Origin of the sequence: Streptomyces flavofungini (assembly GCF_014650815.1) — a bacterium.
GTDB lineage: Bacteria > Actinomycetota > Actinomycetes > Streptomycetales > Streptomycetaceae > Streptomyces > Streptomyces flavofungini.
Window position 1 is genome coordinate 186,629 of sequence record NZ_BMVR01000014.1, and the last position, 24,909, is coordinate 211,537.

The 24,909-nt window shown below is 72.1% G+C and carries 22 protein-coding genes; 11 read left to right on the forward strand and 11 right to left on the reverse strand.

The features are described 5' to 3' along the window. The first annotated feature begins 144 nt into the window (after window positions 1–144). The 5 genes from IE274_RS31050 to IE274_RS31070 all read left to right on the forward strand — a co-directional run bounded on the left by IE274_RS31050 (window position 145) and on the right by IE274_RS31070 (window position 7,433). On the forward strand, window positions 145–1,581 hold the full coding sequence (locus IE274_RS31050) for an extracellular solute-binding protein (RefSeq protein WP_190119249.1): 1,437 nt from the start codon (window positions 145–147) through the stop codon (window positions 1,579–1,581). Between the two features lie 9 nt (window positions 1,582–1,590). Further along, the gene (locus tag IE274_RS31055) at window positions 1,591–2,547 is read left to right on the forward strand and encodes a carbohydrate ABC transporter permease (protein WP_190119250.1); all 957 of its coding nucleotides are present in this window, start codon (window positions 1,591–1,593) and stop codon (window positions 2,545–2,547) included. A 12-nt stretch (window positions 2,548–2,559) separates the two neighbouring features. Continuing rightward, the gene (locus tag IE274_RS31060) at window positions 2,560–3,435 is read left to right on the forward strand and encodes a carbohydrate ABC transporter permease (protein ID WP_190119251.1); all 876 of its coding nucleotides are present in this window, start codon (window positions 2,560–2,562) and stop codon (window positions 3,433–3,435) included. A 112-nt stretch (window positions 3,436–3,547) separates the two neighbouring features. Beyond that, window positions 3,548–5,161: a glycoside hydrolase family 13 protein gene (locus IE274_RS31065; RefSeq protein ID WP_190119252.1), complete on the forward strand. Its 1,614-nt coding sequence runs from the start codon at window positions 3,548–3,550 to the stop codon at window positions 5,159–5,161. A 49-nt stretch (window positions 5,162–5,210) separates the two neighbouring features. After that, window positions 5,211–7,433, forward strand: a complete 2,223-nt coding sequence (locus IE274_RS31070; protein WP_190119253.1) for a discoidin domain-containing protein — start codon at window positions 5,211–5,213, stop codon at window positions 7,431–7,433. A gap of 57 nt (window positions 7,434–7,490) precedes the next feature. Here the strand turns inward: IE274_RS31070 and IE274_RS31075 are convergent, their stop codons facing one another. Together IE274_RS31075 and IE274_RS31080 are read right to left on the reverse strand one after the other, a co-directional pair. Continuing rightward, entirely contained in the window at window positions 7,491–8,093 is a 603-nt protein-coding gene (locus IE274_RS31075; protein ID WP_190119254.1) for a hypothetical protein, read from the reverse strand. A gap of 76 nt (window positions 8,094–8,169) precedes the next feature. Continuing rightward, window positions 8,170–9,159 carry a helix-turn-helix transcriptional regulator gene (locus IE274_RS31080; RefSeq protein ID WP_190119255.1) on the reverse strand — a complete coding sequence of 330 codons (990 nt, stop codon included), beginning with the start codon at window positions 9,157–9,159 and terminating at the stop codon, window positions 8,170–8,172. A gap of 113 nt (window positions 9,160–9,272) precedes the next feature. On the opposite strand from IE274_RS31080, the gene IE274_RS31085 reads away from it, so the two are divergent. Further along, window positions 9,273–10,064 carry an NAD(P)H-dependent oxidoreductase gene (locus IE274_RS31085; RefSeq protein WP_190119256.1) on the forward strand — a complete coding sequence of 264 codons (792 nt, stop codon included), beginning with the start codon at window positions 9,273–9,275 and terminating at the stop codon, window positions 10,062–10,064. A 58-nt stretch (window positions 10,065–10,122) separates the two neighbouring features. Here IE274_RS31085 and IE274_RS31090 read toward each other — a convergent pair whose 3' ends face one another. After that, entirely contained in the window at window positions 10,123–10,947 is an 825-nt protein-coding gene (locus tag IE274_RS31090; RefSeq protein ID WP_190119257.1) for a class I SAM-dependent methyltransferase, read from the reverse strand. Between the two features lie 76 nt (window positions 10,948–11,023). Here IE274_RS31090 and IE274_RS31095 point away from each other — a divergent pair, with 76 nt between their 5' ends. Then, window positions 11,024–11,623 (forward strand): TetR/AcrR family transcriptional regulator, encoded by a 600-nt coding sequence (locus tag IE274_RS31095; RefSeq protein WP_190119258.1) that lies wholly within the window; start codon window positions 11,024–11,026, stop codon window positions 11,621–11,623. A gap of 98 nt (window positions 11,624–11,721) precedes the next feature. Here the strand turns inward: IE274_RS31095 and IE274_RS31100 are convergent, their stop codons facing one another. The 3 genes from IE274_RS31100 to IE274_RS31110 all read right to left on the reverse strand — a co-directional run bounded on the left by IE274_RS31100 (window position 11,722) and on the right by IE274_RS31110 (window position 16,045). Next, on the reverse strand, window positions 11,722–13,014 hold the full coding sequence (locus IE274_RS31100; RefSeq protein ID WP_190119259.1) for an aspartate aminotransferase type Ic: 1,293 nt from the start codon (window positions 13,012–13,014) through the stop codon (window positions 11,722–11,724). 203 nt (window positions 13,015–13,217) lie between these two features. Next, window positions 13,218–14,489 carry a serine hydrolase domain-containing protein gene (locus IE274_RS31105; protein ID WP_190119260.1) on the reverse strand — a complete coding sequence of 424 codons (1,272 nt, stop codon included), beginning with the start codon at window positions 14,487–14,489 and terminating at the stop codon, window positions 13,218–13,220. Further along, a complete protein-coding gene (locus IE274_RS31110; RefSeq protein ID WP_190119261.1) occupies window positions 14,486–16,045 on the reverse strand; it encodes an alpha/beta hydrolase in 1,560 nt (519 codons plus the stop codon). The genes IE274_RS31105 and IE274_RS31110 overlap by 4 nt, the downstream gene beginning before the upstream one ends. A gap of 350 nt (window positions 16,046–16,395) precedes the next feature. Here IE274_RS31110 and IE274_RS31115 point away from each other — a divergent pair, with 350 nt between their 5' ends. Continuing rightward, entirely contained in the window at window positions 16,396–17,229 is an 834-nt protein-coding gene (locus IE274_RS31115) for a PIG-L family deacetylase (protein WP_190119262.1), read from the forward strand. 137 nt (window positions 17,230–17,366) lie between these two features. Here the strand turns inward: IE274_RS31115 and IE274_RS31120 are convergent, their stop codons facing one another. Next, complete coding sequence (locus IE274_RS31120) at window positions 17,367–18,476, reverse strand: FAD-dependent oxidoreductase (RefSeq protein ID WP_190119263.1); 1,110 nt, start codon at window positions 18,474–18,476, stop codon at window positions 17,367–17,369. Between the two features lie 71 nt (window positions 18,477–18,547). On the opposite strand from IE274_RS31120, the gene IE274_RS31125 reads away from it, so the two are divergent. Next, window positions 18,548–19,228: a TetR/AcrR family transcriptional regulator gene (locus IE274_RS31125; RefSeq protein ID WP_190119264.1), complete on the forward strand. Its 681-nt coding sequence runs from the start codon at window positions 18,548–18,550 to the stop codon at window positions 19,226–19,228. A gap of 173 nt (window positions 19,229–19,401) precedes the next feature. Beyond that, complete coding sequence (locus IE274_RS31130; RefSeq protein WP_190119265.1) at window positions 19,402–19,920, forward strand: cupin domain-containing protein; 519 nt, start codon at window positions 19,402–19,404, stop codon at window positions 19,918–19,920. Window positions 19,921–19,967: 47 nt separating this feature from the next. Here the strand turns inward: IE274_RS31130 and IE274_RS31135 are convergent, their stop codons facing one another. The 4 genes from IE274_RS31135 to IE274_RS31150 all read right to left on the reverse strand — a co-directional run bounded on the left by IE274_RS31135 (window position 19,968) and on the right by IE274_RS31150 (window position 24,379). After that, the gene (locus tag IE274_RS31135) at window positions 19,968–21,167 is read right to left on the reverse strand and encodes a GDSL-type esterase/lipase family protein (protein WP_190119266.1); all 1,200 of its coding nucleotides are present in this window, start codon (window positions 21,165–21,167) and stop codon (window positions 19,968–19,970) included. A gap of 112 nt (window positions 21,168–21,279) precedes the next feature. After that, window positions 21,280–21,867: a TetR/AcrR family transcriptional regulator gene (locus tag IE274_RS31140; protein WP_190119267.1), complete on the reverse strand. Its 588-nt coding sequence runs from the start codon at window positions 21,865–21,867 to the stop codon at window positions 21,280–21,282. A gap of 185 nt (window positions 21,868–22,052) precedes the next feature. Further along, complete coding sequence (locus IE274_RS31145; RefSeq protein WP_190119268.1) at window positions 22,053–23,498, reverse strand: glyceraldehyde-3-phosphate dehydrogenase; 1,446 nt, start codon at window positions 23,496–23,498, stop codon at window positions 22,053–22,055. A 95-nt stretch (window positions 23,499–23,593) separates the two neighbouring features. After that, window positions 23,594–24,379: a helix-turn-helix transcriptional regulator gene (locus tag IE274_RS31150; RefSeq protein WP_190119269.1), complete on the reverse strand. Its 786-nt coding sequence runs from the start codon at window positions 24,377–24,379 to the stop codon at window positions 23,594–23,596. Between the two features lie 87 nt (window positions 24,380–24,466). On the opposite strand from IE274_RS31150, the gene IE274_RS31155 reads away from it, so the two are divergent. Beyond that, window positions 24,467–24,874, forward strand: coding sequence for a nuclear transport factor 2 family protein (locus IE274_RS31155; protein ID WP_229909922.1), 408 nt, complete (start codon window positions 24,467–24,469; stop codon window positions 24,872–24,874). Window positions 24,875–24,909: the final 35 nt, after the last annotated feature.

The window sequence follows — 24,909 nt, forward strand, 5'->3', positions numbered from 1 at the left end:
TTTCAATTTCTGCGCGAGATATTGCGGCCTCATGTCGGCGGTGCTTGAGTAAGCGCCGCCGCACAGCACGCCGCTGTGGGCTTCCCCAGCTCCCGCCATGCCCTGCCCGCACGGGCGGTGGCGCTGCCCCAAAGGGGTCCACCGATGAGAAGCACCGGGATACGCCGACCACGCGTGCGCCGCACGCGTCGCACCCACCGCACCACCGCGGCCGCACTCGCCACCACGCTCGCCCTCACCGTGCTCACCGCCTGCGGCACCAGCAGCAGCGCCGACGGCGGTGGCGACGGCGGCAACGCGGACGCGGCCGACGCGGCCTCCCCGCTGGACCCGAAGACCAAGGTCACGCTCACCATCGACTGCATGCCGCCGGCCGCGGAGAAGGCCGAGCTGAAGCAGTGGAAGGAGGACGTGAAGGCGTTCAACGCGACGTACCCGAACGTCACCGTCAAGGGCAAGCAGACCGACCCGTGCCTGGAGCCGCCCCGGTTCACGGCGATGCTGAAGGCCAAGTCCCAACCGGACGTCTTCTACACGTACTTCACCGACCTCCAGCAGGTCCTCGACAACGACGGCGCCACCGACATCAGCGCCTACGTCCACGACCGGTCCGTGCCCGCGCTCCGCGACATGGACCCCGACGTCCTGGACGTGCTGAAGAAGGACGGCAAGCTCTACGGCCTGCCCTACAGCAACTACACGATGGGCCTGCTGATCAACCGGCCGCTCTTCGAGAAGGCCGGACTCGACCCCGACGAGCCGCCCACCACCTGGGCCGAGGTGCGTACGGCGGCGAAGAAGATCGCGGCGCTCGGTGACGGCGTCGCCGGGTTCGGGGAGTACAGCGCGGGCAACAACGGCGGCTGGCACTTCACCGCCACCACCTACGGCCTCGGCGGCAGCATCGTCAACGCCGACGGCACCAAGGCCGCGTTCGACGACGACACCGGCAAGCGCATCCTCGACAACCTCAAGGCCATGCGCTGGGACGACGACAGCATGGGCAGGACGCAGCTCCTGAAGTGGGGCGACCTGCAGAAGCAGATGGCGTCCGGGAAGCTCGGCATGTTCCTCGCCGCGCCCGACGACATCACGTACATGGTGCAGAACCTCGGCGCGCAGTACGCGGACTTCGGGATGGCGCCGATCCCCGGGGGGAAGGCGACGCTCTTCGGCGGCAACGACTACATGATCAAGAAGGGCATCTCGTCCGACAAGGTCAAGGCCGCGATCGCCTGGATCAACTTCAAGTTCCTCACCCCCGGCAAGGGCCAGTTCGACTGGGCCCGCACCAAGGCGGACGGCCTGCCCGTGGGCCTGCCGCAGCCCAACTTCTGGACCGGCGCGGCCAAGACGACCGACGACAAGGCCCGCGCCGCCAGCTCCACCATGCCCGTGGCGAACTTCCAGGCCTTCACCGCCGACCCCGTCCAGGGCAGGCCCGAGCCGCCCAAGGCGCAGGAGATCTACAAGGTCCTCGACACCGCCATGTCGGCCGTCCTCACCAACGAGGACGCCGACCCGGGCAAGCTGCTCGCCACCGCGGCGCGGCAGGTCGACCAGATCCTGGCGAACCAGTAGGGGGACACCGTGTCGGCCCCCACCCTGTCGAAGCGGCAGGCCCCGCCGCCCGCCCCGGACCCCGGCGCCAGCCGCTCCCGCCGCCGACGAGCCGTGTTCCGGCAGGCGTTGAAGCACAACCTCACCGCCCACGGCTTCCTCATCGGCGCCGTGCTGTGCTTCTCGTTCTTCTCCTGGTACCCGATGATCAGGGAGTTCTTCCTTGCCTTCCAGAAGCGCGAGGACGGCAGGACGGGCTGGGCCGGTTGGTCGAATTTCACGTACATCTTCAACGATCCCGCGTTCTGGCAGGCCTGGCGCAACACACTCCTGTTCACCGGGCTCGCGCTGCTCCTCGGCTTCGTCGTCCCGTTCGTGGTCGCGCTGGTGCTCAACGAGTTCCGGCACGGCCGGGGCTATCTGCGGCTGCTCGTGTATCTGCCGGTGATGCTGCCGCCGGTCGCGTCGGTGCTGCTGTTCAAGTACTTCTACGACCCGGGGTACGGCCTGTTCAACCGGATGCTCGGCGCGGTCGGCCTGCCGGACCAGCAGTGGCTGCAGTCCACCGACACGGCGATGCTGTCCGTGGTGATCGCGGCGACGTGGATGAACATGGGCGGCGCGACCCTGATCTATCTGGCCGCGCTCCAGGGCATCCCGGGCGAGCTGTACGAGGCCGCCGAGCTGGACGGGGCGGGGATCCTCCGCAAGATCTGGCACGTCACGATCCCGCAGACCCGGCTCGTCCTGTCGCTGATGCTGCTCATGCAGATCATCGCGACGATGCAGGTGTTCGTGGAGCCGTTCCTGCTCACCGGCGGCGCGGGCCCCGAGGGCGCGACGCTGACCGTCGTCCAGCTCATCTACCAGTACGCGTTCACCTTCAACAACTACGGCAGCGCGGCCGCACTCGGCCTGGTGCTGCTCGTCCTCCTCGCCGCGTTCTCGGCGGCGTACGTCCGCCTCAGCCGCGCGAGCGAGGAGTGACGGGAGCCCTCGATGACGACAAGAACCCTGATCTCGCCCGCCCAACTGGCCCGCCCACGCGGCAGGTTCCTCTACTGGACGGCGTTCGCCCTCATCCTGGTGGTCTTCACACTGGTCTTCATCGGGCCGCTCTACTGGATGGTGACCAGCGGCCTGAAGTCCCCGCAGGAGTTCGCGCGGACCCCGCCGACCCTGGTCCCCGAGGACGCCCATCCCGGCAACTACGCGGACGCCTGGGGGGTGATGGACCTCGCGAAGCTCCTCGGCAACACCCTGTACTACGCGCTCGGCGCGCTCGCCTTCCAGCTGGTCTTCGACGTGGCGGCGGCCTACTCGCTGTCCAAGCTGCGGCCGGTGCTCGGCACCGTGATCCTCGGCGCGATGCTGGTCACGCTGATGATCCCGGCGGCCGTCCTCGTCGTACCGCAGTACCTGACCGTCCTCGACGTGCCCATCGTCGAGCGGAACCTCGTCAACTCGCCCTGGGTGATCTGGCTTCCGTCCGTCACCAACGCCTTCAACATCTTCCTGCTCAAGCGATTCTTCGACTCGATCCCGCGCGAACTGCTGGACGCCGCCGCCATCGACGGGGCCTCGCCGCTGCGCACCCTGCGCTCGGTGGTCCTGCCGATCTCCCGGCCGATCCTCGGCGTCGTGTCGATCTTCGCGGTGGTCGGGGTCTGGAAGGACTTCCTCTGGCCCATGCTCACCCTGCCCGACCCGGGCAAGCAGACCATCAACGTCGGGATCTACTCGCTGGCCGCGAGCGTCACCGAGAACTGGCTGCTCGCCGCCCTCGTCATCGCCTCCCTGCCCACCCTCGTGATCTTCCTGGTGTGCCAGCGCCACATCATGAGCGGCCTCACGGCGGGCAGCCTCAAGGGCTGACCGCCGGCCCGCCCCGTACCGCCTCCGCCCCTGAGCACTCCGCCGCCCTTCCCCTCGTCCCCCTCCTGCCGGGACCGGCGGCGGGGTCCCCCTGCCCGAAAGGACCGTCACCGTGGCAGCCACGCGACCGAACTCCCCCGACGCCGACTGGTGGCGCTCCGCCGTCATCTACCAGGTGTACGTACGCAGCTTCGCGGACGGCGACGGCGACGGCACCGGAGACCTAGCGGGGGTGCGCGCCAAGCTGCCCTACCTGGCCGAACTGGGCGTGGACGCACTGTGGTTCACCCCCTGGTACCTCTCGCCGATGGTGGACGGCGGCTACGACGTGGCCGACTACCGCGTGATCGACCCGGCCTTCGGCACGGTCGCCGAGGCCGAGAAGCTGGTCGCCGAGGCGCGGGCGCTCGGCATCCGCACCCTCGTCGACATCGTCCCGAACCACGTCTCCGACCAGCACGTCTGGTTCCAGGCGGCGCTCGCGGCGGGGCCCGGGAGCGCCGCCCGCGAGCTGTTCCACTTCCGTGCGGGCCGCGGCGCCCACGGTGAACTGCCGCCCAACGACTGGCCCTCGCAGTTCTCCGCGTCCGCCGGTGCGTGGACGCGGCTGCCGGACGGCGAGTGGTACCTGCACCTGTTCGCGCCCGAACAGCCCGACCTCAACTGGGCGCATCCCGCGGTCCGCCAGGAGCACGAGGACGTGCTTCGCTTCTGGCTGGAGCGGGGGGTCGCGGGCGTACGGATCGACTCCGCGGCACTGCCCGCCAAGGACCCCGCGCTGCCCGACTTCGTCGAGGGCCTGGACCCGCACCCGTTCCTCGACCGCGACGAACTGCACGACATCTACCGCTCCTGGCGGGCCGTCGCCGACGAGTACGGGGCGGTCTTCGTGGGTGAGGTGTGGCTGCCGGACTCCGAGCGCTTCGCCCGCTATCTGCGCCCCGACGAGCTGCACACCGCGTTCAACCTGTCCTTCCTGAGCTGCCCCTGGGACGCGGTCCGGCTGCGGACGTCCATCACGGAGACGCTGGCCGAGCACGCCCCGGTCGGCGCGCCCGCGACCTGGGTGCTGTGCAACCACGACGTGACGCGGACGGTCACCCGCTACGGCCGCGCGGACACCGCCTTCGACTTCACCATGAAGGCCTTCGGCACCCCGACCGACCTGGCCCTCGGCACCCGCAGGGCGCGGGCCGCCGCGCTGCTCTCGCTCGCCCTGCCGGGTTCGGTGTACGTCTACCAGGGCGAGGAGCTGGGCCTGCCGGAGTGCGAGATCCCGTTGGGGCGGATCCAGGACCCGATGCACTTCCGGTCGGGCGGCGCCGATCCGGGGCGCGACGGGTGCCGGGTGCCGTTGCCGTGGGTGGCGGGCGCGCCGCACGCGGGCTTCGGGTCCGGCGCGGAGCCCTGGCTGCCGCAGCCCGCCGACTGGGCGGCGTACGCGGCCGACCGGCAGTCCGGCGACCCGGCGTCGATGCTCGCCCTGTACCGGGCGGCGCTGCGGATCCGACGCACCGGGCCCGGCTTCGGGGACGGTCCGCTGACGTGGTTGCCCGCGCCGGACGGGGTCCTGTCGTTCGCGCGCGGCGATGGTCTGGTCTGCGTGGTCAACCTCGCCGCCGCGCCCTGCGCACCGCCACCGCACACAAGCCTCCTGCTGGCCAGCGGCCCCCTGGACGACGAGGGGCGGCTCCCGCAGGACACGGCGGCCTGGCTGCGGGTCTGACCCGCGGCGGGGCCACCGCCCCCCACCCCCCTTTGGAGAGAGGTATGTCATGCGCACCTCATGTTCGTTCCCAGGGCGCGCTCCGGCCCTACGCGTCGTACCGCTCGGCGCGGTGCTCGGTCTCGCGGCAGGCCTGCTGACCGCGCTCGCCCCGGCCGCGCAGGCCGCCGACGGCGCGTCGGGCGCCCGGTCGGCCGCCGCGGGCGCCACCGTCCCCTTCACCTCCGTCGAGGCCGAGAGCGCCACGTCGAACGGCACCCGCATCGGCCCGGACCACACCCAGGGCACGGTCGCCTCCGAGTCGTCCGGACGGCAGGCGGTCCGGCTCTCAGCGGGCCAGCACGTGGAGTTCACGCTGCCCGGCGCGGCGAACGCGGTGAACGTCGCGTACAGCGTGCCGGACGGCCAGTCGGGGTCCCTCGCCGTGTACGTCAACGGCGTGAAGCTCGACAAGTCGCTCGCCGTGACGTCGAAGTACAGCTATGTCGACACACCCTGGATCCAGGGTTCCAAGACCCATCACCTCCTGGACAACACGCGGCTGCTGCTCGGCCGGAACGCGGGCGCCGGGGACAAGGTCCGGCTTGAGGCGACCGGGACCCAGGTGACCGTCGACGTCGCCGACTTCGAGCAGGTCGCCGCCGCGGGCACCAAGCCCTCCGGGGCGGTGTCGGTGACCGACAAGGGCGCCGACCCGACCGGGCAGGGCGACTCCACGCAGGCCTTCCGCGAGGCGATCGCCGCCGCGAAGGGCGGCACGGTGTGGATTCCGCCGGGCGAGTTCAAGCTGGCACAGTCCCTCAGCAACGTCGACAACGTGCAGGTCCGGGGCGCGGGCGCCTGGCACTCCGTCGTCCGCAGCTCGCGCTTCATCGACCAGTCGAGCGCCCCGACCGGCAAGGTCGGCCTGCACGACTTCGCGGTGATCGGTGAGGTCACCGAGCGCGTCGACAGCAATCCGGACAACTTCGTGAACGGCTCGCTCGGCCCCGACTCGGCCGTGTCCGGGATGTGGTTGCAGCACCTCAAGGTCGGCATGTGGCTGATGGGCGACAACGACAACCTGGTGGTCGAGAAGAACCGCTTCCTGGACATGACGGCCGACGGTCTCAACCTCAACGGCACCGCGCGCGGGGTGCGGGTACGCGACAACTTCCTGCGCAACACCGGGGACGACGCCCTCGCCATGTGGTCGCTCAACACCACCAACAGCGACTCGGCGTTCATCGGCAACACCGTCTCGCAGCCCAACCTCGCCAACGGCATCGCGATCTACGGCGGCCGGAACATCACCGTCAAGGACAATCTGGTCCTCGACACCAACGCCCTCGGCAGCGGCATCGCCCTCTCCAACCAGAAGTTCCTCGACCCGTTCTTCCCGCTCGCCGGGACCATCACGGTGTCCGGCAACCACCTGGTGCGCACGGGCGCGATGAACCCCAACTGGCAGCACCCGATGGGCGCGTTGCGTGTGGACGCGTACGACAGCGCGATCGAGGCCACCGTCGACATCACCGATACGACGATCACCGACAGCCCGTGGAGCGCCTACGAGTTCGTCTCCGGCGGCGGTACGGGCAAGGCCGTGCGGAACGTGCACGTGGACGGCTCGACCGTGAACAAGGTCGGCACGGTCGTCGTGCAGGCGGAGACGCCGGGCGCCGTGCGGATGAGCGGCGTCAAGGCCACGGCGGTGGGTGCCGCGGGCGTCTACAACTGCCCCTACCCGTCCGGCTCCGGCAGCTTCACGCTCACCGACGGCGGCGGCAACTCCGGCTGGGACAGCGTCTGGGACGACTGCTCGACCTGGCCGCGGCCCGGCGGCGGCAACCCCGACCCCGACCCGAAGCGCAACCTCGCCAAGTCCCGGCCCGCCACCGCGACCGGCTCCGTCGACTCCTACACCCCCGGCAAGGCGGTCGACGGCGAACCGGCGACGTACTGGGAGTCCACCAACCACGCCTTCCCGCAGTCGCTCACGGTCGACCTCGGCAAGGCGGAGCCGGTCCGGCGGCTCGTCCTGAAGCTGCCCCCGCCCACCGCCTGGGCGGCCAGGACCCAGACCCTCTCCGTCCAGGGCAGCCCCGACGGCTCCGGCTACACCACCCTGGTCCCCGCGAAGGACTACCGCTTCGACCCGGCGACCGGCAACACGGTCACGATCGCCGTGCCCGCGTCGGCGCCCGACGTCCGCCACGTGCGGCTGCACGTCACCGCCAACACGGGGTGGCCCGCGGCACAGTTCGGTGAGGTGGAGGCGTACTTGAGCTGACCCCCGCCGTCAGGGGACCCGCGGGCGGGCCTGCCCGCGGGTCCGCTGACGATTCCGCTACGGGGTCCGCCCGGAGGCCAACGCCGCAGCGATCTCGGTCCGGGTCCGCTCGGGCCCCACCACCAGGTGGACGGTCCGCCCCTCGCGCACCCGCACCACGGAGACCGCTCCCCGGACGCCGGATGCCCGGCGGTGCTCCTTGGCGTCGTACGCGATGACCACGGCGCGCCGCGAGCACCACAACTGGGCGAAGGGGGCGCCGCGTTCGCCCTGCGAGAAGGAGCCGCTGCGGTAGGGGCCGCCGGGGAAGTCAGGGCTGTCTTCGCCCTCGTCCTCCGGCCAGCCTGACGTCAGGCCTGAGGTGCCTCCCTTCGCGCCGGTGACGAGGAGGCCGCATGCCGTGGGTTCGACATAGGGGACGAGCCGGTCGAGCCCGAGCCGGACTTCCGCGACGGGACGCCTCTTCACCTCACGCGTGCCGACTTCCAACTCGTCGATGACATGGCCGCTCACCCGGATCCCCGGGAGCTTCCGCAGCGGGGCGGACCGCGCTTCGGCCGAGGACGGGCTGCCGCCGTCCTTCTTCTCCGACGTGCAGGCCACGGCGGTCAGTGAGACGGCGAGGGCGACGGCCGCGGCCGTCCGGACAGATCGAATCACCGGCCCGACCCTATCGGGCCACCCTCTGACCTGCGCATTCACCTGCCCGGCGGCGCACCCCGCCCCGCCTGGCGAGCTACCCCCGCTCGGCGACGTACCTCGCCAGGCGCGCCAACGCCGCCGCCTCCTCGCTGCCCTCGTCCGCGCTGAAGACGTGCACCACGAGGCCCGTCTCGCCGGGCTCGGCCGGGACGTGCAGGGTTTCGAAGTCGAGGGTGAGGGGCCCGGTCAGCGGGTGGTGCAGGGGTTTGCGGCCGGCCTTGCACATCACGATCTCGCCGGTGCCCCAGATCCGGCGGAAGTCGGCGCTGTGCTCGGACAGTTCGGAGATCAGGGCGGCGAGTTCGGTGTCGTCGGGGTAGCGCCCGGCGGAGACCCGGAGCTGGCCCACGGCCTCGGCGGCCCGGCCCTCCCACTCGGGGTGCACGGTGCGGGACGCGGGGTCGAGGAAGAGGAACCGGGCGTTGTTCGGGTCCCGGCGGCCGCCGTCGCCGAGGCCGCCGACGAGCTCGGCGCCCAGCGCGTTCCAGGCCACCACGTCGAGGCGGTGGTTCGTCGCGAACACCGGGAAGCCGGTGAGGGAGTCCAGGACGCGCTGGAGCAGCGGGCTGACCCGGGCCTTGGGCGCGGTCCCGCGCCGGGTCCCGGCGAGGGTGTCGAGGTGCTTGCGCTCCGCCGGGTCGAGGCCGAGCGCTCCGGCGAGCGCTTCGAGGACCTCGGGGGACGGCTGGGTGGCCCGGCCCTGTTCGAGGCGTACGTAGTAGTCGACGCTGATCCCGGCGAGTTGGGCCAGCTCCTCGCGGCGCAGCCCCCGGACCCGGCGGCGGCGACCGCCGGAGATCCCGACGTGCTCCGGCGCGACGCGCCCCCGGCGGGCCCGCAGAAAGCCGCCGAGCGCCCGCTCGGCGTCACCGACCCCGTCGATCCCGTCCAGACCGCCCCGCCCCCGCCCCCCGCTGCTGCCGGTGCTCCCGGCGCCCGCCGCACTCACGGCGTCCACGCTCGCCCCCGCTTCGCCACCGTCGGCCTCCGCACCGCCACGGACCCTTTCCCCCACCCTGTTCATGCGATCAAGTATGCGCGCCGCGCCCCAAGGTGGTCCTCCCAGTACCAGGACAGCGAATCCGCCGGCTGAACAGGGTTCTGGCTGCCCCGCCCGGCCCGGGGCACCGTGGCCTCATGAATGAAACCACCGCGTCCTCGCCCAAGAAGATCCTCGTCGTCAGCGCCCACCCGGAGGGCGACTCGCTCAACGCCGCCCTGACCGACTTCGCGGTGGGCCACCTGCGCGCGGCGGGCCACGAGGTGCGGCTCTCCGACCTGTACGCGATGAAGTGGAAGGCGGCCGTCGACGCCGACGACTTCCCCGACCACGGCGCCGACGAGCGGCTGCACGTGATGGCGGCGTCCGAGACCGCCACGCTCGCGGGCCGCCTCTCGGCGGACGTCGCGGCCGAACAGGAGAAGGTGCGCTGGGCGGACGCCGTCGTCCTCCAGTTCCCGATGTGGTGGTTCAGCCCCCCGGCCATCCTCAAGGGCTGGATCGACCGGGTCTTCACCGCCGGGTTCGGCTACGGCCCCAGGGTGCCCCCGCCCTACAGCGAGGGCGTCCTCGCGGGACGGCGCGCCCTGGTGTCGGTGACGGCCGGGGCCCGCGCGACGGCGTTCTCGGACCGGGGCATCCACGGCAGCATCGCGGACCTGCTCTACCCGGTGCAGCACGGACTCTTCTGGTTCACCGGCATGCAGCCCCTGGAGCCGTTCGCGGTGTTCGGCGCCAACGACCTCCCCGCAGAGCGGTTCGAGGCCGCGCGCCAGGAGTACGCCCACCGCCTCGACGGCCTCTTCACGGACGAGCCGGTACCGTTCCGCTCCCTGGTGGGCGGCGACTACGACCACGACATGCGGCTGCTTCCGGGGGTGGAGGCGCCGGGGACGAGCGGCCTGGACCTGCACGTCCGGTCGAGCTGAACGGCGCGAGGCCACCACTCCGTGCGACCCGCCGCCGGTCAGCCGTGCGCCGCGCCGTTCAGGCCGAGTCCGTTCGCGCGGCCGTGACGACCACCGTCGCGTACCCCATCGTGAAGCCGCCCCCGAACGTGTCGATGACGGTGCCGATGCCGGAGAGCAGGTCGGCGAGCGTGGCCGGGGGGAGCCGGCCGGTGCCGCCGTGTGTGGGCAGTTGGTCGAGCCACTGGGCGCGGGTGTACGCGCGCTGCCAGTCGAAGCGCCACTGTTCCGGCGGGTCGAAGGCGGCCGCCTGCCGCATTCCGTCGGCCGCCTTCGTGGACAGCGGTTCGTACGCGTCGAGGGGGCCGAGGGCCCAGGGGTTGAGCGGTGCGTCGGGCAGGACCCTGCGGTGCACGTCGGCGAAGGCCTCGCGGAGGTCGGGGGCGGGCATGAACACGTTCCAGAAGACGGCGAGCCGGCCGCCCGGGCGCAGCACCCGCGCCGCGCCCGCCGCGCCCGCGACCGCGTCCACCCAGTGCCACGACTGGGCGGACACCACCGCGTCGAAGGTCCGCCCGGCCGGGTCCCAGGTCTCGAAGGGCGCCACCTCGGCGTCGACGCCGGACGCCCGCGCCACGTCGGCCATCCGCGCGTCGACGTCCACGCCGAGCACCCGGCAGCCCGCCGCCTGGAACTGCCGGGCGGCGATGCCTGTGCCGACGCCCACGTCGAGGACGTCGGTTCCCGGGCTCTCGGCGACGACGCGGTCCACCAGGGCCTGGGGGTAGTCGGGTCGGGCCCGGTCGTAGCGTCCGGCGTCCGCGCCGAACGACTCGGCCAGTTCACGGTCCTGATGGGGCTCGTCGTCGGAGTGCGGCGTGCCTGACGACGGTAGAGTGGGCATGCGCCCACTCTGAGTGGGCACATGCCCACTCGTCAAGGGGCGGCAGGCGGGAGCAGTGCGCGAACGAGGAGGAACATTGCCTACTGGGGTGGCCCTGCGCGACGCGCGCGAGCAGCTCTTCGACGCCGCCGAGCGCATCCTGCTCCGGGACGGCCCGAGCGCGCTGACCAGCCGGGCGGTGACCACGGAGGCGGGCTGCGCCAAGGGCGTCCTGCACCGGCACTTCGCCGACTTCGACGCCTTTCTCGCCGAGCTGGTCCTCGACCGCGTCGCCCGCGTCGGCGCGCAGGCCGACGCCCTGCGCGCGCGTGCCGGTACCGGCACGGTCGTCGACAACCTCACCGGCGCCCTGACGGAACTGTTCGGGTCGGTCGCCGTGGCCGTCGTCGGCCTCGTCACCTCCCGGGACGAGCTGCGCGCCCGGCTGCGCGCGGCCCGGCCGACCGGCGTCCCGGTCCTGACGGAGGCGGCCGGCATGATCGCCGCCTACCTGACCGCCGAACGGGACCTCGGCCGCGTCGCGGCGGACGCCGACGTGGACACCCTCGCGCCCACGCTGATCGGCGCCGCCCACCTGCTGTTCGCCGACCGGAAGGGGACGCCGCCCGACGACGCGGCCGTCCGCAAGGTCACGGCCGCGGTCGTCGCCGGGGTGGTGCGGGAGCGGCGGAGCTGACGGGCTCAGCGCGCCCCACGGCGGCGGTCACTTCACGGCTGCGACGAGCACTCCGCGACAGCGAGCACTCCGCGACGCCGCTCACTTCACGTCGGCCGTCACTTCGCCGCGTCCGCCACCAGCTTCTCGTACCCCACGAGACGGACGCACGTCGCGACCCCGCGAATGATCTGCTCGACCTCCTCCAGGTCCGGGTAGCTGGGGCTGATGCGGATGACGCTGTCCTTGGGATCCTGCCCGTACGGGTGCGTGGCGCCCGCGGGCGTCAGGGCGATCCCGGCCTCCTTGGCGCGGCGCACCACCTCGCCGGCGCAGCCGTCGGGGACGTTCAGGACGATGAAGTAGCCGCCCTTGGGCGTGGACCAGGTCGCGAGGCCGGTGTCCCCGAGCGCTTCGGCGAAGCCGCGCAGCACGGCGTCGAACTTGGGGCGGAGCACCGCGCGATGCTTGCGCATGTGGGCGCGCACGCCGTCGGCGTCCCGCAGGAACAGGGCGTGGCGAAGCTGGTTGATCTTGTCGGGGCCGATGGAGCGCTTGGCGCTGCGGCCGCGCAGCCAGGCGATGTTGGCCGGGGACGAGCCGAAGAAGGCAACGCCCGCACCAGCCAGGGTGATCTTCGAGGTGGAGCCGAAGACGAACGCCCGGTCCGGGTTCCCGGCCTCGGCACAGGCGGCGAGGACGTCGGCGACCTCGGGCTCCTCGTCGGTGAGGTGGTGCACCGCGTAGGCGTTGTCCCAGAAGATCCGGAAGTCCGGTGCGGCGGTCCGCATCGAGGCGAGCCCGCGCACGACCTCGTCGCTATAGCAGGTGCCGTCGGGGTTGCTGTACTTGGGCACGCACCAGATGCCCTTGATCGCGGGGTCGGCGGCCACGAGGCGCTCCACCTCGCCCAGGTCGGGACCGGCGTCCGTCATCGGGACGGGGATCATGTCGATGCCGTAGCGCTCGCACAGCGCGAAGTGCCGGTCGTAGCCGGGGACCGGGCACAGGAACGCGATCCGCTCCTCGTCGGCCCAGCGCCGCTCCGCGCCGGGCAGGGTGCCGAGGAGCGCGTGGATCAGGCAGTCGTGCATCAGCTCCAGGCTGGAGTTGCCGACGGCGAGGAGCTGGTCGACCGGCGCCTGAAGGAACCCGCTGAAGATATCCCGCAGTTCGCGCAGTCCGTCGGGGCTGCCGTAGTTGCGGCAGTCGGTCCCGTCGGCCGCGGTGTACCGGTCGCCGGGCAGGCTCAGCAGGTCGGCGGCCAGGTCGAGCTGCCGGGCGGAGGGCTTGCCGCGCGTCAGGTCCAGCTTGAGCCCCTGGCCGAGCAGGTCGGCGTAGTCGCGCCGGGCCTCCTCCAGTCGTACGGCCGGAGGGACGGAGTCGGCGGGCACCTGCGCGGTCGTGGTCATGCGGACTTCCTTAGGGACTGGCGTACGGCATCGGGGCGGAGCAGGCAGCGGCGGGTCCAGCAGGGCCCGTCGGTGCAGCGGAGAGAGCCGGTCTCCGCGGGCGCCGTCCGCGCGGACGGCGCCCCTCGTCGCCCCCATGATGACCCCTGTCCGGCACGGGCGGACCCACGTTCCAAGGGCCGGACGCCCCGGCCGACCGGCCCTCATCGGCGCAGCGCGCGGTCCACCAGCCGGAGGGCGGCCTTGGCCTGTGTGTCCCCTCGTTCGTCGGTCCGCAGGGTGAAGATCGCGGCGGTCGCGGCGCGGCTGCCGTCGGCGGTGACACCGCTCTCCGAGACGACGCCGAGGTGGGTGCCGCCGTGGAACCAGACACCCGTGTCCCCACGGCCCACGGACCCATCGCCTCCCGGCCCGTCGCCGCCGGACCCACCGCCCCGGGGTCCCCCACTGCCGGGCCGCCACGCGATGCCAAGGCCGTAGCGCACCCCCTCGGCCTGGATCCAGTCCGGTGCCGCCACGGTCCGCTTCATGGCGGCCAGTTGGGCGCGGTGCAGCAGCCTGCCGCCGAGCAGGGCGCGCAGGAACACGGCGAGGTCGTGGGGCGTGCTGATGATGCCGCCGTCCGCGCCGCCGCCGGTGGCGAGGGAGGTGTCGGTCAGCCGGGTGCCGCCGGGGAACTGGGTGTACGCCGTCGCGGTCGGCTGCGGTACGTACGCGGAGGTGCCGGGGACGAGGGTGTGCCGGAGCCCGAGCGGGGCGATGACGCGTTCGTGGATCTCCTGGGCCCAGGGGTGGCCGGTGACCTTCTCGATGACGAGGCCGAGGAGCACGTAGTTGGTGTTGGAGTAGCCCCAGCGCTGTTCGCGTGCCGGGTCGGCGGCGTCCGGCAGCCACAGCGGCGGACGGCTCACGGCGGCCGCCACCTGCTGCCGGGGCGAGGTGACCCGGAAGCGTCCCTTCAGGTAGCCCTCGGGCGTGAAGTCGTCCCCGCCGCCCGCGACGGCGACGTAGTCGTTGAGCCCGCTGGTCTGGCGGAGCAGGTTGGTGAGGGTGATCCTGCGGCCGTCGTTGCCGTGGCCGTGGACCAGGCCCGGCAGCCAGCGGTCGACGGTGTCGTTCAGGCCGAGGCGGCCCTCCCCGGCCAGTTGCAGGACGACGGTGGCGGTGAAGGTCTTGGTGTCGCTGCCGATGCGGTAGTACGCGTTCCAGGGCACGGGCCGCTCGCCCGTCAGGTCCGCCGCGCCGGCCCGGGCGACGAGGCGGCCGCGCGGGCCCTGCACCTCGGCGAGCACGCCGGTGGCCCCGGTGGCGCGGATCGCGTCGACGTCGGCCTGGAGGGCGTCGCGCCCCCGGGTCCGGTCCGTGGCGGGCTGCGCGGTGGCGCCGGTGCCGGTGCTCGCGAGGACGGCGGTGGCGGCGGACACGACGGCGACCATGCCGCCGCGCCTGCTGAACACCGGCCCCTGGGCGCTCATCGGGCCGCTCCCTCGGGGGCGCAGGTGAGGTCGCGGGAGGGCAGGGTCCCGTCGCGGAGGTAGTCGTTGACGGCGTCGTCGGCGCACGGGACCGGCCGGTGGCCCTCGCTGCCGCGCCCGTACACGCCGTGCGACCGGATGTCGGCGGTCACCAGGCGTGATCCGGTGAGCTTGCGGTGCAGGGCGAGGGCACCCTCGTACGGGACGTTGTTGTCACGGGTGGCCTGGAGCATCAGGACGGGCACCTTGTTGTGGATGGCGGTGCCGGGCTCGCGCGGCGGCGACTTCCAGAACGCGCACGGCGCGATCATGCCGTTGACCACCGGTCCGAAGACCGGCTGCGTGGCCCGGCTGCGGACGGTGTTGCGCCAGTACGTCTCGGGGTCCTTCGGCCAGCCTCCGGCGGGCCAGCCGCCGTCACCGCACATGAACAGCGCGCCGCCCACCATGCTGTCCCCCAGGTCCGGCGAGTTCAGCAGCTCCAGCAGGGCGGCCAGCTCAGGACCGGGCTCGCCGAGCTTCCCGGCGGCGGCGTCGACGAGGTCGCGCACCACGGAGGCCAGGGCGGGGTCGCTCTCCTGGTGCTGCACGAGCTGGCGCAGGAGCAGCCGCATGACCGGGGCGTTCATCCGCTGCCCTGCGACCTCCACGGGTCGGCGTTCGGCGCCGTCGAGCAGCTTCTGCACGGTCGCCCGCACCTTCGCCCCGGTCCGGCCGAGGCCGTACCGCTCGTGCTGCCGGGCGGCCCACGCGGCCCACTCGTCGAGCCCTTCCTCCAGCGGGCCGCCCGCCCGCTGGAACAGCTCGTACTGGGTGGCCGCCGGATCGGTCGAGGAATCAATGATCACGCGGTCGGCGCGGCGGGGGAACAGCTGCGTGAACACGGCCCCGAGGTCGGCACCGTAGGAGACGCCGTAGTACGACAGCCGGGGTTCGCCGAGGGCGGCCCGGATCGCGTCCATGTCCCGGGCCACGTTCCGCGTCGAGGCGTGCGGCAGCAACTCGGCGTTGTCCCCGTGCTCCTGGCAGCGCCGGGCCGTGTCCCGCGCGGAGGCCACGGACGCGTCGAAGTCGGCGCGCGGCGTGGTGACGGGGCCGGGCGGGCGCGGGGGTCCGGCCGGGGCGCAGCTCACCGGCGTGCTCTCGCCGAGGAACCGCGGGTCGAACCCGATCAGGTCGTACCGCTTCGCCACATCCTTCAACGCCGGGCGCAGCGCGAGGGTGTTGGCGAGCCCGGTGCCGCCCGGACCGCCGGGGTTGGACAGCAGGATGCCGCGCCGCTCGGACGGGGACGCGGCCTTGATCCGCGAGATCGCGATCTGGATGGTCCGCCCGCCGGGGTCGGCGTAGTCCAGCGGCACGGCCACCTCGGCGCACTGCGCCCCCGCCTCGTTCAGCTCTTTCTGCGCCGCGGAACAGGGGCCCCACGCCAGGTGCTGACGCTGCGGGGCGATCTCGCGGCCGACCGGCTGCTGCGGGCTGGCGGCGGCGGGCACGGCGGCGGTGAGTAGTCCGGCCAGACCCAGGCCGAGGCCGACCGTGGACGGGATGCGCATGGTGCTCCTCGTACTCGTACGGAACGCGACTGCGGAAGGCGACTGCGGCCCCCGGCTGCGGGCCGCGACTGTCGGTCACGACGCTATGAGCGCACCCGGCACGGGACCATGCGGCTGCCCGGCAGGCGCTTCGTGGGGTGGACGGTATTGACAGCGAACGAACGCGCGGCCCGGGTACCGGGAACAGCCGGTCCGGTCGGCACTGTTGCATCGACCGAGAGACCGGCGGCGCACGGGCGGGGAGCACGGAGACCACGAGGTCGTCCGCCCCGGCCGGATCCGGGCCCCTGAATCAGGGAACGCCCGCCGTGCACGTGGACCCATCCGTATTCCTGCAGGAGGACTGCTTCATGACTGACCGGCCCTTGACGCTCATGGCCGTGCATGCCCACCCCGACGACGAGGCCACCGGAACCGGCGGGGTCCTCGCGCGGTACGCGGCGGAGGGCATCCGCACGGTGCTCGTGACGTGTACCGACGGCGGTTGCGGTGACGGAGCGGGGGGTGCCAAGCCGGGCGATCCCGGGCACGATCCGGCGGCCGTCGCCTCGATGCGCCGCCACGAACTGGAGGCGAGCTGTGAGGCCCTGAAGATCAGCGATCTGGAGATGCTGGACTATGCCGACTCCGGAATGATGGGCTGGCCGAGCAACGACGCCCCCGGGGCGTTCTGGCAGACCCCGGTGGCGGAAGGCGCCGCCCGGCTCGCGGAACTCATACGGCACTACCGGCCCGACGTGGTCGTCACCTATGACGAGAACGGCTTCTACGGCCACCCCGACCACATCCAGGCCCATCGCATCACGATGGCGGCGCTGGAGCTGACCACGCTGACGCCCAAGGTGTACTGGACGACGATGCCCCGCTCGATGATGCAGCGGTTCGGGGAGGTCATGCGCGAGCTCGATGCGGACATGCCGGAGCCGGATCCCGCCGAGGCCGCCGCGATGGCCGAGATCGGCCTGCCCGACGACGAGATCACCACGTGGGTGGACACCACCGCGTTCAGCGGTCAGAAGTTCGACGCGCTGGCCGCGCACGCCAGTCAGGGCGAGAACATCTTCTTCCTCAAGATGGGCAAGGAGAAGTTCGGCGAGCTGATGGGCATGGAGACCTTCGTACGCGTCCAGGACACCACCGGCGCGGCGGTGCCCGAGAACGACCTCTTCGCCGGACTCCGCTGATCCGACCGTCCGGCACGGGCCGGGGAGGGCTCTCCGGCAGCCCGCGCCCGCCTGGCGAACGCACAGGTGGGCGCGGGCTCCCGCTGGAGGTGAGGAGCGCGCTGTGCGACCGGTTTCCCGGTCGTACGCGGCCGCCTTCAGCCGGGCTGGAAGAACGCGAGTAGTCTCTGGGCGGCGTCCGGCGACATCAGCAGTTCCTGCATGTCCGCGGACATGCGGGCGGCGGCGCCGGTGCGTTCGAACATCTCGCGTTCGTACGCGGCGACGGCGGCGGGAGAGTCGTCCGGGTGCGCGGCCAGCGCGAGGCCGAGCAGGGCGCCGTCGAGCAGCGCCATGTTGGCGCCCTCCCCCACCGGCGGCATCAGGTGCGCCGCGTCGCCGAGCAGCGTGACGTCCGGCCTCGACGGCCAGGTCAGGCCGGCCGGGAGCGCGCTGATCGACCGCGGCACGACCGTGTCGTCGCAGGCCGCGATGAGCGCGGTGAACCGTGCGTCCCAGCCGGGGAGAAGCTCGATCAGCCGCGCCCGGGCGGCGGCCGGGTCGTCGAAGGGGATCCCGCTGGTGGCGAACCAGTCCTCGCCGGTGTGGTAGAAGCTGAGGCCGATGCGGACGCGGCCGTCGCCGTTGCGCTGCGCCGCCAGCGACATGCCGTCGCCGAGCACCCAGTAGTTGCCGCGCCCCACCATCGCCGCGAGGTCGGGGTGTGTGCGGTCGATGTCGGGGATGCCGACCTCGACGACGTTCTGGCCGAGGTGTGCCGGGCGGGCGTCGGTGAGCAGCGGCCGGACCCGGGACTGGGCGCCGTCCGCGCCCACCAGCAGGTCGTACGTCGCGCTGCCGCCGTCGGCGAAGCGCAGCAGGCCGTCGGCGGCGGAGGCGAACGCGTGCCCCCACCGCACCACGCCGTCGGGGAGGGAGTCCAGCAGCAGGGCGCGCAGATCGGCGCGGTCGACCTCGGGCCGGTCGAGCGGCGCGTCGTCGGGTGTGTCCTCCTGGAGCAGCAGGGTGCCGTCCGGCTCCAGAAGACGCATGTCCTGGCCCTCACCCCGGGCGATCGCGTGGAACTGGTCGATCAGACCGGCCTCGCGCAGCGCCCGCTGGCCGGAGTGGATGTCGAGCATGCCGCCCTGACCGCGCGCACCGCGGGCCGCCTCACGTTCGTACACGACGGCGTCGATGCCGTGCACGTGCAGCACCCGGGCAAGGGCCAGACCGCCGAGGCCGGCTCCGACGATGGCTATCGTCATGGCTGTCGCTCCTTCGATACACCGTACTGATCGATACACTGTATCGCCCGATGCGATGTATTGTTTGCCGCATGTTGGTGTGGGAGAGGCCGGAGCCACCGAATCGACCCGTGACGGCCCCGCTGAGCCGGGAGCGGATCGTGCGAGCGGCGATCCGGTTGGCCGACGCGGACGGCCTGGAGGCGGTGTCGCTGCGCAAGGTCGCCGCCGCGCTGGGCGTCGGCCCCATGCGGCTGTACGGCTACATCGCCGGCAAGGAGGAGTTGCTCGACCTGATGGTCGACGCCGTCCACGCCGAGATCCGGCCGGACGGCAACGGGTGGCGGGAGGTGCTGGGGTCTCTGGCCGAAGCCACTCGGCAGGCCGCGCACGAGCACGAATGGCTCGCCGATCTCCTGGGCGGCCGACCCCAGCTCGGGCCGCACGCGCTGGCCACCGGGGAGACCGTGATGGCCGCGCTGGGCGACGTCGACGTGGACGCCGTCATGCCGGTCGTCTCCGCCGTCAACGCGTACGTGATCGGCGCCGTGCGTCGGGAGATCGCCGAGCGGCGTGCCGAGCGGGCCACCGGGATGGACGAGAAGCGCTGGCAGGCGTCGCTCGGGCCCTATCTGGAGCGGACCTTCGCCACCGGCCGATTCCCCGCGCTGGCCACGGTGGTGCACGATGCCGCCCACCTCGACGCCGACCAGACCTTCCGGATCGGCCTCGACTTCCTGCTCGACGGGATCGAAGCCCGCATGTCGAGGTGACGCGCGGCCGAAGGACCGTACCCGCGGGGTTGCGTGGGGCCGAGCCCCGGCTGCGCCTTCGGACTTAGGTCTCTGGCCCCCTTCCGGGGTCCACCACGATCGTCCGGAAGCCCGATGCCGCCTCCTCGGGGCGGGAGCATCATGCCCGTGGAGACCTGCCGAAGGAGCGCATCATGTCGTACCCGGAAGACCTCATCTACCCGGCACCTCGCTACCACGGCGACAAGGGCGAAGTGAACGCCTCGTTCCGCCCGGCCGACACCCCGCCGGACATCTCCTCGCCCGGAGGCTCGACCCACTACCTCGCCACCAACGAGTCGACCGGCGGCGAATTCGGCCTCTACAAGGTGGAGTTGGGGGCGCGGTCCGCCGGCGCCAAGACCCACTTCCACAAGGCCATGTCGGAGTCCTTCTACGTCCTCTCGGGCGAACTGGAGCTCTACAACGGCGAGAAGTGGGTCACCGGCCGCGCGGGCGACTTCCTGTACGTACCGGTCGGCGGCCTGCACGCGTTCAAGAACGTGACCGACGAGCCCATGTCCATGCTCATGCTCTTCTCCCCCGGCGCCCCGCGCGAGGAGTACTTCGAGCGGGTCGCCGCGGTGTCACAGCGCGGCAGCGAGGAACTCAAGGAGTTCCGTATCCGGCACGACAGTTACTTCGTGGAGGACTTCGACGCGGGTACGGAGTGACGGAGCGGTCGGGACCCGTGCCCGCGCGGTGAACCGACGAGGCGGCCTCAAGCACCGTCACCGAACGGGCCGCCCGCGGCGAAGGCCCGGTCCGCGAAGCGTTCGCCCATGCGGCGGTGGGTGGCGGCGTCCGGGTGGAGTTCGTCGGGCAGCGGCAGTTCGGCGAAGTCGGCCTCGCCGTAGAGGTCGCGGCCGTCGAGGTAGTACAGGTTCGGGTCGTCGGCCGCGCGCTGTTCCACGATCCGGGCCAGCTCGTCCCGGATGACGCCCAACGTCAGCTTTCCGCCGGCGCGTTCCGCCGGGTCGCCGGTGGCCACGAAACGCAGTCGGCCTTCGCTCACGCTGCTGAAGTCCGGGGCGCTGGGGCCGGGGGTGTCCTCGTGGATGGGGCACAGGATCGGCGAGACGACCAGGAGCGGGGTCGTGGGGTGGCCCTCGCGGATGGTGTCGAGGAAGCCGTGGACGGCCGGGGTGAAGGCGCGCAGCCGCATCAGGTCGGCGTTGACCAGGTTGATGCCGGTCTTGACGCTGATCAGGTCGGCGGGGGTGTCCCGCAGGGCGCGGGCCGTGAAGGGGTCGAGCAGGGCGCTGCCGCCCAGGCCCAGGTTGATCAGGTCCACGCCCCCGAGGGAGGCGGCCAGGGCGGGCCACGTGGCGGTGGGGCTCGCCGCGTCGGAGCCGTGGCTGATCGAACTGCCGTGGTGCAGCCACACCTTGCGGCCCCGGTCCGGTATGGGCTCGACGAGGGCGTCGGTGCGCAGGGCGACGAGTTCGGCGGTCTCGTTGTACGGCAGCCAGATCTCGACGTCCTTCAGCCGCTCCGGCAGCCCGGCGAAGCGCAGGGTGCTGCTCGGTCCCGGCCGGTGCTCGGCGCTCCCGGCCGTCATGTCGATGGTCAGGGTGTTGCCGCCGGTCGCACTGGCCTGCCGAGCGAGGCGGCCGTCGACGAGCAGGTCGTACACGCCGTCCGGGCGGGGCGGCGCGCCGACGTACACGCGCTTGGTGGGCAGCGTGTCCAGTTCCACGACGGTGGCGCGGGTGCGGAAGGCGAGGCGGACGCCGGAGGGCTGGGACTCGGCCATGGCGAGCTGGCCGTCGACGTTCTGGGCGCGGGCCGAGGCGGGCAGCCGGTGCGGCAGCACGCCGTGCGCGGTGCGCTCCAGGTCGAGGGCGCCGCGCAGGAGGTCGGCGGTGATGAGGGTGGACAGGGGCGCGGTGGCGGGCGTGGGGGTGTGCTCGGTGGTCATGATGTCTCAGCCTGTTGATCTGGGTTTCGGGCAGGAAGGGCAGCGGGAGAGGCCCCAGGAGGCCTGGCCGGAGCGATCAGGGCGCGGGCGCGGGCCGGTTCCGCGGCAGCGGTCAGTACGCAGACACGGACGCCGACGCGGGCCAGTGCCGCAGCAGCGCGTCCAGCGACTCCACGATCCGCGACCACGACTCCTGGGAGTCCGGCGCACTGTGACTGAACGCCCCGGCGGCCTCCAGGCTCACGTAGCCGTGGAAGACGCTGCCGAGGAGCCGGACGGCGTGGGTCTGGTCCGGCTCCGTGAGGTCGTAGCCCCGCAGGATCGCCCGCATCATCTGGGCGTGCCGGGCCCCGGCGCTGGCGGCGGCCACCTCCGGGTCGAGCCGGAACCGGGCCGCGGTGTAGCGGCCGGGGTGCTCCTGGGCGTAGTCGCGGTAGACGTCGGCGAAGGCGGTCAGGGCGTCCTTGCCCGCACGCCCGGCCAGGGCGGTGGCGCCGCGGTCGGCCAGTTCCGCCAGGGCGAGCTGGGCGATGCGGGTCTTCAGGTCGTGGGAGTTCTTCAGGTGCGAGTACAGGCTCGCGACCTTGACGTCGAACCGGCGGGCGACCGCCGAGACGGTCACCTGCTCGAAGCCGACCTCGTCGGCCAGCTCGGCCCCGGCCTGCGTCAGCCGCTCCACGGTCAGTCCTGCGCGCACCATAACGCTCTCCCCTTTCGGCATAACCGATTATGCATCTACCTAATAGCTTTAGGCAAATGAGGAGAAGATGAAGGTGATGACCTGGAGGGCTCGGCGGCTCCCGGGTACGGAAAAGTCCCGGGCGGGTGGTCGGCTCGCGCCTTCCACCCGCCCGGGACTCCGGACGCTCAGCTGTGTCCGCGGACTCAGACCGCCACGGCCGGGTACGTCGGGTACTCCACCCCGGAGACGTGCTGCACGACCCGGATCACCTGGCACGAGTAGCCGAACTCGTTGTCGTACCAGAGGTAGAGGATCGCGTTGTCGCCGTCGACCTTGGTGGCGCCGGCGTCGACGATCGACGCGTGCCGCGAGCCGATGAAGTCGTTCGAGACCGCGTCGGGGGCGCTGGTGAAGTCGATCTGGCGGCGCAGCGGGGAGGTCAGCGAGACGTCGCGGAGGTGGTCGAGGACCTCCTCGCGGGTGGCCTCACGGCCGAGCCGCAGGCTGAGGATGGCGATGGAGACGTCCGGCACCGGGACCCGGATCGAGCTGCCGGTGATCGGCGCCTTCAGGTCGGGCAGCGCCTTGGCGACGGCGGAGGCGGCACCGGTCTCGGTGATGACCATGTTGAGCGGCGCCGAGCGGCCGCGGCGGTCCGCCTTGTGGTAGTTGTCCAGGAGGTTCTGGTCGTTGGTGAACGAGTGGATGGTCTCCACGTGGCCGCGCAGCACGCCGTACTCGTCCGCCATCGCCTTCAGCGGCGGGACGATCGCGTTGGTGGTGCAGGACGCGCAGGACAGGATGCGCTCGTCCGGCTTGATCATGTCGTGGTTGACGCCGTGCACGATGTTGGGCACGTCGCCCTTGCCGGGCGCGGTCAGGACGACCTTGTCGATACCTGGGCGCAGGTGCTGCGAGAGGCCCTCGCGGTCGCGCCACTTGCCGGTGTTGTCGATGAGGATGGCGTCCTTGATGCCGTACGCCGTGTAGTCGACCTCCGAGGGGTCGCCCGCGTAGATCACCTTGATCTCGTTGCCGTTGGCGATGATCGTGCTGTTCGCCTCGTCGACGGTGATCGTGCCCTGGAACTGGCCGTGGATGGAGTCACGGCGCAGCAGCGAGGCCCGCTTGACGATGTCCTGATCGCCGCCCCGCCGGACGACGATGGCGCGCAGCCGAAGCCCGTTGCCGGAACCGGCCTTCTCGATGAGCAGCCGGGCGACGAGGCGGCCGATGCGGCCGAAGCCGTACAGGACGACGTCGCGGCCCTCGCGGCACTCGATCTTGTTGGCGCCGGTGGCACCGGCGACGGCCTCGGCGGTGAACTCCGCCACCGACAGGCCCCGGTCGTCGGCCCGGTACGTCTCGGCCAGCATGCCGATGTCGATCTGCGAGGGGCCGAGGTCGAGCGCGGTGAGGGCCTGCAGGAACGGCAGCGTCTCGGTGACCGAGAGCTCCTCACCGGCGATCTGCCGGGCGAATCGGTGGGTCTTGAGGATGCTGACCACCGACTTGTTCACCAAGGAGCGGCTGTGCAGCAGGACCGTCACGTCCTGCTCGCGGTGCAGCTTCCCGATGATCGGGATCATCGACTCCGCGATCTCCTCGCGGTGCTTCCAATTGGTGAACGAGTCGTCATTGACAGTCACAGGAGTATCTTTCGAGCTAGGCGGCGCTCATATGCTAACCCGACGCAAGTTCGACCTTCCATCGGGTGCCGCAGGTGCCGGTCCGGCAGGCCGCCCTAGCGCCCGCCCCGCCGCGTCGTGAAGTACGCGGCGCTCTCCGCGTCCGCCGGGTAGTAGGACTCGATCGCGACCTCGTCCAGGGTGATGTCCATGGGCGTGCCGAACGTGGTGATGGTCGAGAAGAGCCGCAGTTCGCGGCCGTCGAAGCGGATGACCATCGGGATCAGGACGTCGGACTCGACGTGCGGGCCCGTGCCCTCGGCGTCGGCGTCGGTGCCAGGTGCCAGTAACTCCTCGTAGAGCGCGGTGAGTTCCGCGTCGGGGGCGGCGGCGAGCTGGCGGGTGACGCGGGTGCGGAACGCCGCGCGTACGTCGGTCAGGTTGACGACGTACTGGGCGAGGCCGCGCAGGTCGAGGCCGAGGCGGATCAAGTTGACAGGCGGGCGCAGCAGTTCGGGGGCGACGCCCGCGAGGAACGGGTCGACGGCGCGGTTGGTCGTCACGATGTTCCAGCGGCGGTCGAAGACCAGCGCCGGGTACGGCTCGTGCGCGCGCAGCACCCGCTCGACCGCGTCCCGGGCCGCTGCCAGCGCGTCGTCGCCGAGCGGGCGCTCCGCGTACCGGGGCGCGAACCCGGCCGCGAGCAGCAGCCGGTTGCGCTCGCGCAGCGGCACGTCGAGCCGGTCAGCGAGCCTGAGGACCATGTCGGCGCTCGGGCGGGACTTGCCGGTCTCGACGAGGCTGACGTGCCGGGCCGAGACGTCGGCGGCGAGCGCCAGATCGAGCTGGCTCAGTTGCCGACGCCGCCGCCACTGCCGCAAGAGCTCCCCGACCGTGTGCACGGTCGTCGAGGCTACGTCCCGGTGGCGCCGCCCGCCATGACATCGGAGTTCATCGACAGCCCGCGCGACGGTGGCAACACTGCGGCCATGACGACGCCGAACACGAACAAGCAGAACACGGACAACAGACTCATCGTCCAACAGGCACTGGCCGAGCTGGTCGGCACGGGCGACGTCGACGCGCTCGCGAAGGTGCTGAGCGACGACTTCGTCCATCACCGGCCGGACGCGACCTCCCGTACGAAGACGGAATGGCTCGACGCCGTGCGGGCCTCGCCGCTCGCGGACATGCGGGTCGACATCCTGCACCTGCTGGCCGACGGCGACCACGTCGTCATGCACGCACGGCGCCGCCACCCGGGCACCGGCGCCGAGATCACCGGAGTCGACATCTGGCGCTTCGACGACGGGCTGATCGCCGAGGCCTGGGAGATCCTCGAACCGGCGGCCGAGGCGGCGGCGCATCTGGTGTGGTGGGAGCCTGCCGCGCGCTGAAGGGCCCAGCTCTGTCCACCCCGCCCCGGCCCGAG